Genomic DNA, 13,680 nt, shown 5'->3' on the forward strand with positions numbered 1-13,680 from the left:
AAATATACCTAAATTATAATTTTTAGTTGTGGAGGAAAATATGAAAATTGTTATAGGACCAAATGAAGCAGGGCAGAGAATAGATAAATTTGTAAGAAAGTGGCTCAAAGATGTACCCTTGAGTGCCATATTTAAGGCTTTTAGAAAAGGCGATATAAAGGTAAATGGTAAAAAGGCCAAAGAAAAGTATTCTCTGGTAGAGGGAGATTTAATAGAGACTTATTATATTAATTCCAAGCCTAAAAAGAAAGAGTTCATAAGAATAGATAATAACTTTAAAGTTACCTATGAAGACGAAAATATGCTTATTTTAGAAAAATGGCCTGGAGTTTTGGTGCATTCCAATAGTGAAGCAGGAGAACCTACTCTTACGGATTATGTATTATCCTATTTATATGACAAAGGTGACTATGAGCCTGAAAAAGAAGTTACATTTACACCAGCACCCTGCAATAGGCTGGATAGAAATACCTCTGGTATAGTACTGTTTGGAAAAAATTTTGAAGCCTTGAAGGCATTAAATGAAATGATAAGGGAGAGAAAAATAAAAAAGTATTATACGGCCTTAGTTAAAGGAAAACTTAAAGATGCTGTGTATGAAGGATATATATATAAAAATGAAGATTCAAATATTTCTACAGTATTCAATAGTGAAAAACCTAATACAAAAAAAATAGCCATGGAGGTAAAGACTATTCAAACCTGTGGAAGCTTTTCATTAATAGAAATAGAGCTTATTACAGGAAGAAGTCACCAGCTTAGAGCTCATTTAAGTCATCTCAATCATCCTATAGTTGGAGATAATAAATATGGGGATAAAAAGCTCAATAGTTTCTTTAACAATAAATATGGATTAAATTATCAATTTTTATATGCGTATAAGCTCGTATTTAAAAATTGTCCAGAAAAATTAAATTACATGGAAAATAAAACTATTGCAGAATCACTGCCACCAATATTAAAAAAAATAAAGACTGATGTATTTAAGTTTTAATGTTTTAAAGAGGTAAATTTTATGAAAGAACAATCTACTGGTAAAGGATTTGCTATTTTATCTGCTGCTACCATGGCAGTAAAACTTTTATCCATAATTTATATGCCTTTTCTTTTGAGAATAATTGGAGGAGATAGGCCCTATGCCATTTATCAGGTTACATATCAGATATATGTTTTTATATATGTTTTGACAAATACAGGAATTCCAAGTGCTATATCAAAGCTTGTATCTGAATTTATGGCTGTTGGAAATTATAGAAGTGCTATAAAGGCATTTAAGATATCAAGATTTTTGTTGTTTGCTATAGGTATAATTATGGCAGTATTCATGTTTGCTATATCAAAACCCCTTACAGAGTATATGAACTATAGAGAAGCTAGATATTCTGTAATTGCCCTTTGTCCTGCTATACTTTTTACTTCTGTAGCCTCTGCCTATAGAGGATATTTTCAGGGTAGGAGTAATATGAAACCCACTGCAATATCACAGGTATTGGAGCAGATAATAAATACAGTATTTTCACTTTCTTTTGCTGCAATATTTATAGGATATGGAGTTGAAGCTGGGGTTGTTGGAGCTACAGTTGGAACTACTTTAGGAGCACTAGCTTCTACTGTGTATTTAATAGTTACCTATGAAAAAAATAAACACATTAAAGTTGTAAATTTTGATGGAAGTAAAAAGTTTATAAAACATACAAATAATCAGGTACTAAGAAGAATTATAAAGTATAGTGTACCTATAACCATATGCATTGGAATAACAAATGCAGGTAACATTATAGATAGTTATAATATTACTGCCAGGCTTATAGCTGGAGGAGCTTTAAAAAATTATGCTCAAAGTATTTATGGAATGTATGGAAAATATATGACTCTCAGCAATATGCCTATTACTATAATATCGGCTCTAGCTATGGCAATACTTCCAGCGGTGTCAAAGGCTGTAGCTCTTAAGGATAAAAAACTTATAGGAAATAAGATAAATTTTGCCTTTAAAACAAATTTTCTTATAGCTATACCGGCGGCAGTTGGGTTTTCAGTATTAGGTGATCCTATATACAGATTACTTCATTTAGGTGATGGATATAAGATAATGATGTTTGGTTCCATAGTAGTAATACTCATGGCTTTAGTTCAAATTCAAACAAGTATTTTACAGGGTATGGGAAGATTATATGTTGTAACTTTTTATTCAGTTTTAGGATTAGTTGTAAAATTTATTGTAAATTATATTCTAGTAGCTGTACCTAGCATAAACATTTATGGAGCAATTATAGGAAGTATAGCAGGATTTATTCTTCCAATAGTGTTAAATATTATATATATGCAAAAGATTTTAAAGCTTAAAATAGATTTCTTATCTTATGTATTTAAACCTTTAGTATCATCTATATTCATGGCAGCAGTTACCTATGTAGTATACAATATTTTAATCTATCTATTAAAGTTTATTATAGTTGGATATTTAAATAATGCAATAGCACTGTTTATATCTATTGCTGTAGGGGTAATTGCATATTTTTATTCCATAGTATTCATTAAGGGAATTAGCAAAGAAGAACTTGATATTATGCCAAACAAAATAAAAAAAATTATACCAAAAAGAGTATTTTCAAATATAGAATAAAAATAAGACAGTGTTACTATGTAATATATTTTTGTAACACTGTCTTTAATATTTTATATTTAAATAATTGTTAAACTAAAAATATATATTGATTTCCAATAGGTATATATGGATATTTTAATTTTAATTTGATATTTTTTCTTTTACCACTAGAGTTAAAAAAAAGTATAATAGAAATCCAAATATTATAATTAATATATTTTTTAATGCAAAGATATAATCTGATATAAGGTGATTCATAATTCCAAGAACTAAAAATACCAATATGCTGAGCATAATATCTATTAACATATTTGTAGAAGAAAAACCTATATGACATATCTTGTTTATGGAATAAATATTTAGTACAAAAGAAGTTACACCAGTAACAAACAGAGTTATGGCAAAACCGTAAATATTTATGCTTGGCACCGCAGTTAAAGTGTATAGTAATATTAGTTCCTCTACTGATACCAGAAGAGAATTAATTAATATGGTAGTTTGTTTGCCAAGGCCGCTTAATATAGAATAGGTAGAGGCAGCAGCGTAGGTAATTGGCAGACATAGTGCACTGGTAACAATAAATACCCCTAAATCACTTCTGCCAAAAAACAGCTTTCCTAAACTATTGGGTATGCAGAGACATATAATCATAGTAGCTATTCCCAAATAGAAAGATAATTTTAAAACCTCTACTATTCTTTGTTCCATAGCATAAAAATTTTTTTTACTCAGGTTTTGTGATATTTCAGGTACAAGTACAGTAGACATAGCTGTGATTACTACCATGGGAAAAAAAGTTATGTTAAGAGCCATGCCTGTAAATTTACCTATAAGGGAAAGGGCAGTATCATAATCAATACCCGCAGTTACAAGGCGCCTTGGAAGTACCAATGTAGAGGCTGTATTCAATATAGATCCTAGAAATCCATTTATGCAAAGGGGAACAGCTACGATTAATACGTCAAAGAGGAGTTGTCCATTACCTTCACGTTGAGTATTTGTAGTTTTAAATTTTCCCCTATACATGATATAAGCTGCATAAAGCATTAAAAAACTTATTAATTCACCTAAGGTTAAAGCTGCATATACTGCACTTATAGTTTGTACCATAGTTTTCAGCATCAGTATGTTTAAAATTCCTATGACAACACCTATTCTTATAGCTTTTTCAAATATATCTATGTAGGCTGGGATCTTAGCTTTAGATATTCCATAAAAATACCCCTTAAATACAGAAGATAGAGCTACAAAAACTAGAGCAGGGCATATTATAATTATAGAATACAAAGTTCTGATATCTTTTATTAGAAATAGAGATATAAATTTAGAATTAAAAAATACTAATATTGCAATAAATAAAGACCATAACAAATCAAAAATAATGGCTATATGTATAAGCTTGTTTACATTTTTAAAGTCTTTGTTTCCAGAAAATATTGCTGCCTTTCTTGATACAGCGATAATCATACCACCGCAAACCACACAGCAGAAAAGGTCATATACTGGCATTATTATGGAGTATAAACCTAAACCTTCTGGTCCCAATTTATTAGATAATATTATTGAAAATGCAAATCTCAAAATACCAGTGGCAAGATTTGAAATTGTAAGTATTAAAGTATCTTTGTAAAAATTATCAAATCGCATATATGTACCTCACAAAATTATTGATATATAAAATACTATGAGAAGATTTTACTTAATATTCTTATAACACTGGAAAATAGTCTTTGAACTAAAATAATACTATAATGTAAAATAAATTATTTAAATATTAATTTTACATTAATTTTAAGTTAATAATCTATTGAATTTATATACAAAATTTGATAAATTATTACATGGGGGTTTTTACTACCTAATAACTAATATACTTTATTTTAAAATACTATTTGTTTGAAAGGATGAGGGGGTAAATGTTAAATACAGCAACTAGAAAGAGTAATAGTAATAAATCTATTTTTAGAGAAGGTATTCTAAAATTCAAATTAGGATTGGCTATGAAGGAATGTGAAAAGTTAAAAAATTATGCCAAAGTTAATTCAGATTTAAATAGAGATGACTATAGATATAATTTATTTATAACTTCTGAAAATGGGAAGCATATAGAAGATAAGTATTTTTTATTTAAAGGTTCTCATATAGATGGAAGACTAAAAGAATTGAAAAAATTTACATTTAGCGATAGTAGCATTAAATTGGTAGAAGATAATATTAAATTAAAAATTTTAGCTGCAGACATATTTTCTAAAAATGTCTTTCTCTATAATTTTTATGAAGATGAAGAATACATATATGGAAATGAAATAAAAAAAATAAAAGATAAAAAATACACCAATATAATATTTCTAGTAGATAGAAATACATTAAAAGTACATAAAAAAAATATAAATAATACTCTATTATTCAATAACATAGAAAGTTTAATAAATAAATATGGATATTAATATAGTACATAATGATATTACTTGCCCACTGCCATTAAATATAATAAAATAATAATGGGTTTTTAAAATTATTGTTGGAAGTTTGATATTTTGTATATATCTTTCAAGTAATTAGATTTTAGTGATCTTCTCTAATATAAATTCCATATACTGCAAAAGTGTATAAGCATATAATAGGACACTGTGTATGGGATTGTTAGTACTATATTGAGAATAAAAAATATATTTGATAAGTATTAAGAAAGGAGAAAGTTGACACCCGGTTAATTGAATACTATTAAACATTTACGAGTATGTAAGGTACGTTATAATGGATTTTAAATCCTTAGATTATTATATGTAACAGTATATGTAACAGAGTAGTGCATAAGAATTTTTATTACAAAATGGGATGATATGAACCGGTAATTAATCTTATAGAGTTTTATGAGATTTTGTCAATGAAATGGATATGGAACAAATAAAATGTATGGTCTGTGGTATGAATATCAATGAAAAAAATTTCTATATTAACAATTCAGCTTTTCTTGAAAAAAATACAGGGGATAAAATAATATATTGTCCTTTTTGCGGAGTAAGTGAAATTTATTTAAGTAATGATGGACAAACTTACACTGTTGACAGCAGTTTATTAGATGAAAATACATTGAAGATTATAGACCACGCTGTAAAGTTAGAAATATTTAATGGAGATTTTTACAAGAAAGCTTCTGAAATGGCCAGAAGCAATGAAGTGAAAGAAATTTTTAGTGCTTTAAGTAAAATTGAAATGTTTCACGCAAAAATCCATTTTAGAATAGGTGGATTTAATAATTTTCCTAAATTAACGGAAATAGATTATGATAAGTATAAATATGATACAGATAAAGCTCTTTTAGAAGCAGCAGAAATAAGAGAAAAACATGCGGTAAGTTATTATGATAAATATAAGCATGAGGTTAAAGATAAAACCGTAGTTAATATATTTAACGCGCTCAGTGAAGTTGAGAAGGAACATATTCTTTTAACATCTAAATAGAATTTGATGCATATCCTATTATCTGATTAATATAAATTAGATAATAGGATTTTTTTATTTAGGAGGAGAGTATGAGGAGAGTATTAGGTAGTGTGATAATAATTATTTTTATAGCCTTTTTTGTAAGTGTACTAGCTAATAAGTTTTATAGAAGCTATAAAATAAATATAAATGAAGAAGGAAAACAAGCTGTAGTAAGATTAAAGGGATTAACATTTGCTAGAGATTTTGCTGAAGACAATGATAGTAATTTTTACATAGCTTTTAATAATAGAATTCAATTTGTAAATAATAATGGTAAAAGCTATAATATAATTAAAGACAAAAATTTAGATATAAAAAACATGGAATACTATAAAGGGAATCTTTATTATATTTCAGGAAATAATATATATTATTATAATTTACAGAATAAAATTCAAAAAGAATTGATTGACAATTTGCCCAATTTGGGTGATTATAGAGACATAAAAATAAAAATATATAATGATTATCTGTATGCATCTATAGGTGCTGCTACCAATTCAGGAGTAGTAGGTGATGATAATAAGTGGATTCATGATAATCCTTTTTATCATGATATAACTCCAAAGGCTATAACGCTTAAAGGACAAAATTTTGGGGTTAATAAAACAGGAGCTTTTTCTTCAAATAATACTACCAGTTTCAAAGGCCAAATTGTTCCTGAACATTTTCCAGGTAATGCGTCTATTATAATATATAACTTAAAAACAAAAGCTTCTGAGACTTATGCTTATGGTATACGAAATGTAACTGGAATGGATTTTAATAGTGAGGGTAATCTAATTGCAGCTGTAGGCGGAATGGAAGATAGGGGACTAAGACCTGTAAAAGGAGATTCTGACTATATATATTCAATAGAAAAGGGAAAATGGTATGGATGGCCGGATTATAGTGGTGGAGATCCCGTTGATTCTCCAAAGTTCAAAGGTTTAAATAATAAAAAAATTAATTTTATATTGGATAAACATCCAACTACAAATCCACCGGCGCCTTTATATCAGCACAAATCACTTTCTTCTTTAGGGACAATTGCTTTAGATTCAAAAGGAGAACTTAATGAAAAAAATGATATATACTTTTATGATAATAAAGACAATTTAATATATTTTATTAATAAAAACAATATATGTACTAAACTTATAGGATTTTCAAAAAGTTCTTATATAACCAGCATGAAATTTACTAAAGATGGACTTGATATATTGGACTCAAAAGAAGGGTATTTAATATCTGCAGTTAATAAAGTACCTTTACAGAGAAAAATTTTATACAATTATACTATATATATTTTAATAATAATAGTATTAATGGGTATAGTGGGAATATTAATAATGTTAAGATTAAATAGTGTTAAAAAAGGTAAAATAAAAAATAAATAAAAATAGGGGAATAAATATGGCGAGAGCAATAGAAAGAAATTATGGAAAAGCGGTCAGAGGTGTTATGGCTACTGTAAATCCTATAAAAAAGTTATTGATAAAGACTTATTGCACAGTTCATAAATATATAAATATAAAGGCAATTGAAATTATTAAACATGAGGGTAAGGAAGAAATTTATAGATTCTTCTTAAAATATATTAATGAATTAAATCAGGGAGTAATGTGGGCAGATCAAGATTTTAAAAGTACAAATCATTTTTATCATTTTTCAGAGGGAAAGGGTTTGTATGGATTTTCAAATGCACTAGCAGAATGTAAAAAATATTATACTATGGCATTAAATTATGCTAAAGCTGGAGATAAGTCAAAAGCCATGTTTTACTTTGGAGCAGCATGTCATCTTATTCAAGATACAACAGTGCCTCAGCATGTAAATAATAATCTCTTGAACAGCCATAGAGCTTTTGAAATGTGGATTTTGAAGAAAGTAGTAAGTGGATACAATTTTAATGCAGCAGAGGAGAGCATAAGATATGGATCATTAGATAAATATATTAAATCCAATGCATTAATGTCAAATGATGCTTACACAGTGTTTAATAATACCTATGATGTGGAAAAAAGATATAGAAATTTAACTAATGTCATCATAGTAGAAGCTGAAAAAACCACAGCTGGATTTATGATAGATTTTTATTATGAATTGTGTGTAAACAATGTAATTAAGCTCCATGAATTTGAAGCAAGTTCTTAATTCAGGTGGGGATTCTTTTATCCCATCTGAATTTTAGAACTGCGAATGCATGGCTTACTTGGCGTTGAGCTTCCACTTTCACAGAGTACGAGGGAGACTTACGCCAAGTTAGTCAGGTTAAAAACAGATAGTAATTTTGTGTGAATCACTTTTACAGAGTGTCTTGGTATTATTACGGAGTGGTAGTTATGGTATAAATATTAACTTTTAAATTTAGATTTGTTGTAAATGTGGTTTTTACTAAATAGTTCTTCCATTAAATGGAGGAATTATTTTTTTTTTGTAGAATTTATTAATAGATATCTAAAGTTTTAAAGGATGTGATTTTAATGGCTAAAGAGATATTTATTAATTTAGAAAAAGAGGTATTTATAGGTAATGTATTGGATATAGGCTTTGAAAACAATGGAATTGTATATGACCTTTGTAAAAATACTGATGACAATATGACCATCGATTATATAAATGGAATGTCAGAGAAAAACAGAATAGAAAAAAATTATTTTGACAGCTGTGTAATGTTTTTTTCTTTAATGGAATTTAAAACTAAGAAATCAAAGCTGAAATTTTTTAAAGAAATATCTGATTATATAAAAAAAGACGGGATATTATATTTATGGGATGTAGATAAGCCTAGATTTAAAACTTTTTTAATTAAGCTTAGAGTATTTGTACCTAGTAAAAAATGTAAAAAGATAACTGTTAATGCTTTTAATCCGGTAATAGATGCTTCTTGTGAAAATACCAGAAGGCTTTTACAAAATTATTTTGATATAATTGATTTAAAATGCTCCGATAATATATACTATATAAAGGCGCAGAAGAAAGGGAGTTTTTTAATTGGAGATATTATTAACAGCAATTAATTCTAAATATATTCATAGTAATTTAGCCGTGAGATATTTAAAGGAATATACTAGAGATATAAATTATCAATGTAAAATAAAGGAGTTTTCCATAAATGATAGGTTGGAAAAGGTATTTGAAAACATAATGGAGCAAAAGCCTGATATTGTAGCATTTTCCTGTTATATATGGAATATAGAATATATAAGAAAACTTGCAAAGCTTATAAAAACATTGGATGAAAGTATAGAAATATTATATGGTGGACCGGAAGTATCCTATGATTCAGAGTATTTTTTACTTAACAATCCAGGAGATTATCTTATAGAGGGAGAAGGGGAAGAGGTATTTAGGGAATTTGTACAGTGGAAAATAGAAAATAAAAATTGTAATGAATTAAACATTAAAGGATTGTACCAAAAGAGTGAAGACAGAGTAATCTATGGAGGAAAAAGACTGCAGATGAACTTTGAAAAAGTAGTATTTCCCTATAGAGATAAAGACAATCTAGAAAACAAAATAGTTTATTATGAAAGTTCAAGAGGTTGTCCTTTTAATTGTAAGTACTGTCTATCTTCTACTAATGAAGGTGTAAGATTTTTAAGTGTAGAGAGAGTTAAAAGAGAATTAAAGTTTTTTATGAATAAAAGGGTTAGACTTATAAAATTTGTGGATAGAACTTTTAATTGTAATCACAAGTTTTCTATGGAAATATGGAAATTTTTAATTGAATCTGAAACAAATGCAACTTTCCATTTTGAAATATCTGCAGATATATTAAAAGATGAAGAAATAGAACTTTTGAGAACTGCTCCTAAAGGTAGAATACAACTTGAGATAGGTGTTCAAACTACTAATGATGATATATTAAAAAACATAAATAGAAATATCAAATTTAACGATATAAAAGATAAAGTCCTAAAGCTTAAGAAAAATAAAAATATAAAGCAGCATTTGGATTTAATTGCAGGACTTCCAGGGGAAAGCTATGAAAGGTTTAAAAAATCCTTTAATGATTTGTATTCTATCAAACCAGAAGAAATTCAGTTGGGATTCTTAAAACTTTTAAAAGGTTCTGCTATGAGGTTTGAAGCAGAAAAATGGGGAATGGTGTATTCGCCTTACGCTCCCTATGAGATACTTAAGACAGATAATTTAAGCTACGAAGAGATATTGAAACTTAAGAGAGTAGAAGCTATGGTAGACAAATACTATAATTCTGGAAAATTTGAAAATATATTAAAATATTTTGTACATAAATTTGAAAATTCTTTTGATTTTTATTATTCATTAGGCAACTTTTTTAAGAAAAAGGGATATTTTGATAGAAATATATCCTCTTCAGATTATTATAAGGTATTTTTAGAATATAATTATGAAGAATTAGGCGAGGAAAATAGCAATATAATTGAAGTAATAAAATTTGATTATTTAAAATTCAATAAAAAGAAATGGATTCCACCTTTCCTAAATAGATGTATTGATAAGGCTGCTGAAAAGGAAATAAGAAATAAATTAAAACAGGAAGGTGTTTTTTCTGTAAAGCAAAATTTCCATATAGAAAAATTTAATATAGACATATTAAAATATCAATCAGAAAGTAAAATTGAAAAAGAAGAAAAGTATGTAATTTTTGATGAGAGTGATGTGGATAATATATTTTATTTTTAAATTAGGAGAAAAGTGCGAAACAACTTTTATTAGCTGAAAGTTGAATACATGATTCTTGTTTCGGCTTTTCTATTTATTATGATTTAAATCATTATTCTTATTTACAATTATGAATATTTCATATATACTGCTGTATATACAGTAACTTATGGGAGGTAATTTATGAAAAACAATGTTAAAAAATTAACTCTTGCAGGACTACTGACTGCATTTGCAATAATAATTCCTATAGTTTTTGGTTCATTTCTAAGAATTCAAATACCGCCTTTTTCAGCTACATTATTTTCTCATGTTCCAATGTTCTTAGCAATGTTAATTGCTCCTGAAGTAGCAGTAATTGTTGGTATTGGTTCAGCCCTGGGCTTTTTAATTACTTCACCGGCAGTAATTGCTGCAAGAGCTTTTACCCATACTTTTGTGGGATTGGCTGGAGCACTGCTGATAAGAAGGGGGGTATCCTTTAAAAAAGTTATAGCAATAACGGCGCCAATTCATGCCATTCTTGAAGCAATAATAGTAATTCCCTTTGGATTTACAGCAGTTAATGCATTATATGTAGTAGGTATAGGAACAGTAGCACATCACTTTGTGGACGGAATTATAACAGTAATATTAGTGGGAGCTTTGGAAAGAGCTTTAAGAGTAAAACTTACTGCTATATCATCAGATGCTAAATAATAAATGTATAGGTACTGAAAAATTCCATAAAATATAACATTGAGTTTTTTAAGAAGAATTTAAGGATAATGTATGGAGGGAAGTGAAATGAACATAAACATGAATAAGGAATATTATATAGGATGGGGAACATTAGCATTAATAAATGCAGGATTAGCTCAAGGGAAAAACAGATCAGGACTTATATGGTTTCTCATATCTTTATTACTTGGACCAATTGCTACTTTTATTATAGTTATATTGGATAAAAAATAAAATATATAATATAAATAAGTTTTATCTTTTGTATTTTTAGTTTATATATAGTTATAAAAATATTTTCATAAAATAAGTTTTACTAGCCCAAAGCTTTATATAAGGTATGTTTAACAATTCAGGGGTATGCTGTGATATCAAGGGAATATTATCCATAAAAGATGTTATAATTGCAGAATGAGTTATTCTATTATTTTTATTTCTGTAGAATATTAAATCACCTATTTCTAAATCGGAAGTAGAAGTTGCTTCTTTCCCTTTAATTCCATAAAGATTATTATCGGTATTGATTTTTAGATACCAATAGAGAGAATGAGCTGTAGACCAGGAAACAGAACAACCAGCACTGTTACACCACCATATGTTTTTACCTGTGAAAACCATTGGTGCACCTCCAGCAAACAGGCATTGAGAAGTAAAATTTGTACAATCACCGCCATTATCGTAGTTAACAGGAAAATATTTATATTGAGAATTTGGTGTATTAGCATATTTTAAAGCATAATTTACAGCATTTTCTCTTGAATAATTTGTATTTTTTAATTTAGAATTCATAAATTTTATAGCCTTCTTTATAAAATGGATTACATTATATTTTATGATAGTGTGTAAAAAAAGTGAAACATTAGGTATGGTATGTTTAGTTATTTTATATTATAATTTTGATAATATTTAATTTATACATGCCACTCAAAAATATTAATATAGATATCCAAATTCATAGTTAAATGCTGATAATAATTAATATCCTGAGTAGCTTGATATAAAAATTATTTATGTACAAGGAGGTTGATAGTTATGATTGTAACAACTACTAATAATATAGAAGGTAAAAAAGTTATTGACTATAAAGGTATTATTTTTGGTGAAGTAATATCTGGTGTTGATGTAATTAAAGATATAGCAGCAGGTCTTACAAATTTTTTCGGAGGACGATCTAAGTCCTATGAAGGTGAACTTATACAGGCAAGAGAAGAAGCTTTAAGAGAACTTGAAAATAGAGCGGCGGCTATTGGAGCTAATGCAGTTATTGGTGTGGATATTGATTATGAAGTATTAGGCCAAGGCGGAAATATGCTTATGGTAACAGCTTCTGGTACAGCTGTGGTGGTAGAATAAATAAATTAATGAATAGATTATATATTGCTTTAGATGAAGTATTTTTTATTAAAGCACTAAGATGAAGAGGAGATGGATTAAAAATCTCCTCTTTATTATCTTTGTTCTGCAGTAACTACTGCTTTTAAAGGGATGGAAACCCCTGTTGATCCCAATATATAAATGGTATAGTAAGTATTGGGCAGAAGATTTGCATTTGGAATAGTTAATATAACATTATTTGAACCTGTAGCATTTATAGTAAAGGTATATGTTCCAGAGGGTAAACATGCATAATCGGTAATTTTTCTATAAGTAATATTGTTAAAAACTTTTGTCCCAGTAGATAGATTTAAATCAAGGGCAGGACTGTCGGGGGAAAGATTAACAAATCTAATACAGGGCCTTCCAAAGTTTTGTGCAGTTACAGGCTCTGGAATAGTATATAAACTTAGATTTGGATTATTACCAACAATAGCTAAATTAGAAATAGTGTTTGGAGCTACATATAGGTAAGCATCTACAAGGGGATTTTCAGTTTCTCCAGTATTATAAATTTTAATATTATAATTTCCTGATGATAAGGGGAAATAAAGTGAAAATTCGCCATAAGGTAGATTTTGTACAAGTAAATTATTGTTAACATAAATGTCTACGGCAGGAGAATTAGCAGAAGCATTAAAAAATCTTATATAAGAGTTTTGTTGAATTTCTCTAGAGCTTTGTTCTATATTATAATCTGAAGAAATTTCAGAATTTAAATTTTCCAAAGTACTTCCTCCCAGTAAAATGATTAACATATAATTCATTATATAAAATTTAATTAATATATGTTACTAGTAATCTATTAATTTTAATTTAAATAAAATTTTAAAATGTAATTGATAAATAGTTAAAAA

At 27.8% G+C, this 13,680-nt stretch carries 14 protein-coding genes; 11 read left to right on the plus strand and 3 right to left on the minus strand.

Features of this window, described 5'->3' with window-relative positions; translation table 11 throughout:
• The first annotated feature begins 40 nt into the window (after positions 1-40).
• Entirely contained in the window at positions 41-994 is a 954-nt protein-coding gene (locus tag CLPA_RS07475; protein WP_003447200.1) for an RluA family pseudouridine synthase, read from the plus strand.
• 21 nt (positions 995-1,015) lie between these two features.
• Complete coding sequence (locus CLPA_RS07480; RefSeq protein ID WP_003447198.1) at positions 1,016-2,626, plus strand: putative polysaccharide biosynthesis protein; 1,611 nt, start codon at positions 1,016-1,018, stop codon at positions 2,624-2,626.
• Positions 2,627-2,749: 123 nt separating this feature from the next.
• Here the strand turns inward: CLPA_RS07480 and spoVB are convergent, their stop codons facing one another.
• The gene (spoVB, locus tag CLPA_RS07485; RefSeq protein ID WP_003447196.1) at positions 2,750-4,255 is read right to left on the minus strand and encodes a stage V sporulation protein B; all 1,506 of its coding nucleotides are present in this window, start codon (positions 4,253-4,255) and stop codon (positions 2,750-2,752) included.
• A gap of 269 nt (positions 4,256-4,524) precedes the next feature.
• On the opposite strand from spoVB, the gene CLPA_RS07490 reads away from it, so the two are divergent.
• The 8 genes from CLPA_RS07490 to CLPA_RS21130 all read left to right on the plus strand — a co-directional run bounded on the left by CLPA_RS07490 (position 4,525) and on the right by CLPA_RS21130 (position 11,683).
• A complete protein-coding gene (locus tag CLPA_RS07490) occupies positions 4,525-5,055 on the plus strand; it encodes a hypothetical protein (RefSeq protein WP_003447194.1) in 531 nt (176 codons plus the stop codon).
• 451 nt (positions 5,056-5,506) lie between these two features.
• Positions 5,507-6,073 (plus strand): ferritin family protein, encoded by a 567-nt coding sequence (locus CLPA_RS07495; protein WP_034829314.1) that lies wholly within the window; start codon positions 5,507-5,509, stop codon positions 6,071-6,073.
• A gap of 71 nt (positions 6,074-6,144) precedes the next feature.
• Positions 6,145-7,476, plus strand: coding sequence for a PQQ-dependent sugar dehydrogenase (locus CLPA_RS07500; RefSeq protein WP_003447191.1), 1,332 nt, complete (start codon positions 6,145-6,147; stop codon positions 7,474-7,476).
• A gap of 16 nt (positions 7,477-7,492) precedes the next feature.
• On the plus strand, positions 7,493-8,233 hold the full coding sequence (locus tag CLPA_RS07505; protein WP_003447189.1) for a zinc dependent phospholipase C family protein: 741 nt from the start codon (positions 7,493-7,495) through the stop codon (positions 8,231-8,233).
• Positions 8,234-8,562: 329 nt separating this feature from the next.
• The gene (locus CLPA_RS07510) at positions 8,563-9,099 is read left to right on the plus strand and encodes a hypothetical protein (RefSeq protein ID WP_003447188.1); all 537 of its coding nucleotides are present in this window, start codon (positions 8,563-8,565) and stop codon (positions 9,097-9,099) included.
• Positions 9,074-10,750 (plus strand): B12-binding domain-containing radical SAM protein, encoded by a 1,677-nt coding sequence (locus CLPA_RS07515; RefSeq protein WP_003447186.1) that lies wholly within the window; start codon positions 9,074-9,076, stop codon positions 10,748-10,750. The genes CLPA_RS07510 and CLPA_RS07515 overlap by 26 nt, the downstream gene beginning before the upstream one ends.
• 162 nt (positions 10,751-10,912) lie before the next feature.
• Entirely contained in the window at positions 10,913-11,428 is a 516-nt protein-coding gene (locus CLPA_RS07520) for a hypothetical protein (protein WP_003447182.1), read from the plus strand.
• Between the two features lie 87 nt (positions 11,429-11,515).
• Positions 11,516-11,683 (plus strand): hypothetical protein, encoded by a 168-nt coding sequence (locus tag CLPA_RS21130; protein ID WP_003447180.1) that lies wholly within the window; start codon positions 11,516-11,518, stop codon positions 11,681-11,683.
• 51 nt (positions 11,684-11,734) lie between these two features.
• Here the strand turns inward: CLPA_RS21130 and CLPA_RS07525 are convergent, their stop codons facing one another.
• Positions 11,735-12,238, minus strand: a complete 504-nt coding sequence (locus CLPA_RS07525) for an amidase domain-containing protein (protein WP_003447179.1) — start codon at positions 12,236-12,238, stop codon at positions 11,735-11,737.
• A gap of 243 nt (positions 12,239-12,481) precedes the next feature.
• On the opposite strand from CLPA_RS07525, the gene CLPA_RS07530 reads away from it, so the two are divergent.
• Entirely contained in the window at positions 12,482-12,802 is a 321-nt protein-coding gene (locus CLPA_RS07530; RefSeq protein ID WP_003447177.1) for a putative heavy metal-binding protein, read from the plus strand.
• Positions 12,803-12,897: 95 nt separating this feature from the next.
• Here CLPA_RS07530 and CLPA_RS07535 read toward each other — a convergent pair whose 3' ends face one another.
• A complete protein-coding gene (locus tag CLPA_RS07535) occupies positions 12,898-13,551 on the minus strand; it encodes a DUF4397 domain-containing protein (RefSeq protein WP_003447176.1) in 654 nt (217 codons plus the stop codon).
• Between the last annotated feature and the right edge of the window lie 129 nt (positions 13,552-13,680).

Origin of the sequence: Clostridium pasteurianum DSM 525 = ATCC 6013, from assembly GCF_000807255.1 — a bacterium.
Taxonomy (GTDB): domain Bacteria; phylum Bacillota; class Clostridia; order Clostridiales; family Clostridiaceae; genus Clostridium_I; species Clostridium_I pasteurianum.

Coding starts and splice junctions, on each gene's coding strand:
- CLPA_RS07475 (WP_003447200.1), top strand. CDS start 41: ATGAAAATTGTTATAGGACCAAATGAAGCAGGGCAGAGAATAGATAAA.
- CLPA_RS07480 (WP_003447198.1), top strand. CDS start 1,016: ATGAAAGAACAATCTACTGGTAAAGGATTTGCTATTTTATCTGCTGCT.
- spoVB (WP_003447196.1), bottom strand. CDS start 4,255: ATGCGATTTGATAATTTTTACAAAGATACTTTAATACTTACAATTTCA.
- CLPA_RS07490 (WP_003447194.1), top strand. CDS start 4,525: ATGTTAAATACAGCAACTAGAAAGAGTAATAGTAATAAATCTATTTTT.
- CLPA_RS07495 (WP_034829314.1), top strand. CDS start 5,507: ATGGAACAAATAAAATGTATGGTCTGTGGTATGAATATCAATGAAAAA.
- CLPA_RS07500 (WP_003447191.1), top strand. CDS start 6,145: ATGAGGAGAGTATTAGGTAGTGTGATAATAATTATTTTTATAGCCTTT.
- CLPA_RS07505 (WP_003447189.1), top strand. CDS start 7,493: ATGGCGAGAGCAATAGAAAGAAATTATGGAAAAGCGGTCAGAGGTGTT.
- CLPA_RS07510 (WP_003447188.1), top strand. CDS start 8,563: ATGGCTAAAGAGATATTTATTAATTTAGAAAAAGAGGTATTTATAGGT.
- CLPA_RS07520 (WP_003447182.1), top strand. CDS start 10,913: ATGAAAAACAATGTTAAAAAATTAACTCTTGCAGGACTACTGACTGCA.
- CLPA_RS21130 (WP_003447180.1), top strand. CDS start 11,516: ATGAACATAAACATGAATAAGGAATATTATATAGGATGGGGAACATTA.
- CLPA_RS07525 (WP_003447179.1), bottom strand. CDS start 12,238: ATGAATTCTAAATTAAAAAATACAAATTATTCAAGAGAAAATGCTGTA.
- CLPA_RS07530 (WP_003447177.1), top strand. CDS start 12,482: ATGATTGTAACAACTACTAATAATATAGAAGGTAAAAAAGTTATTGAC.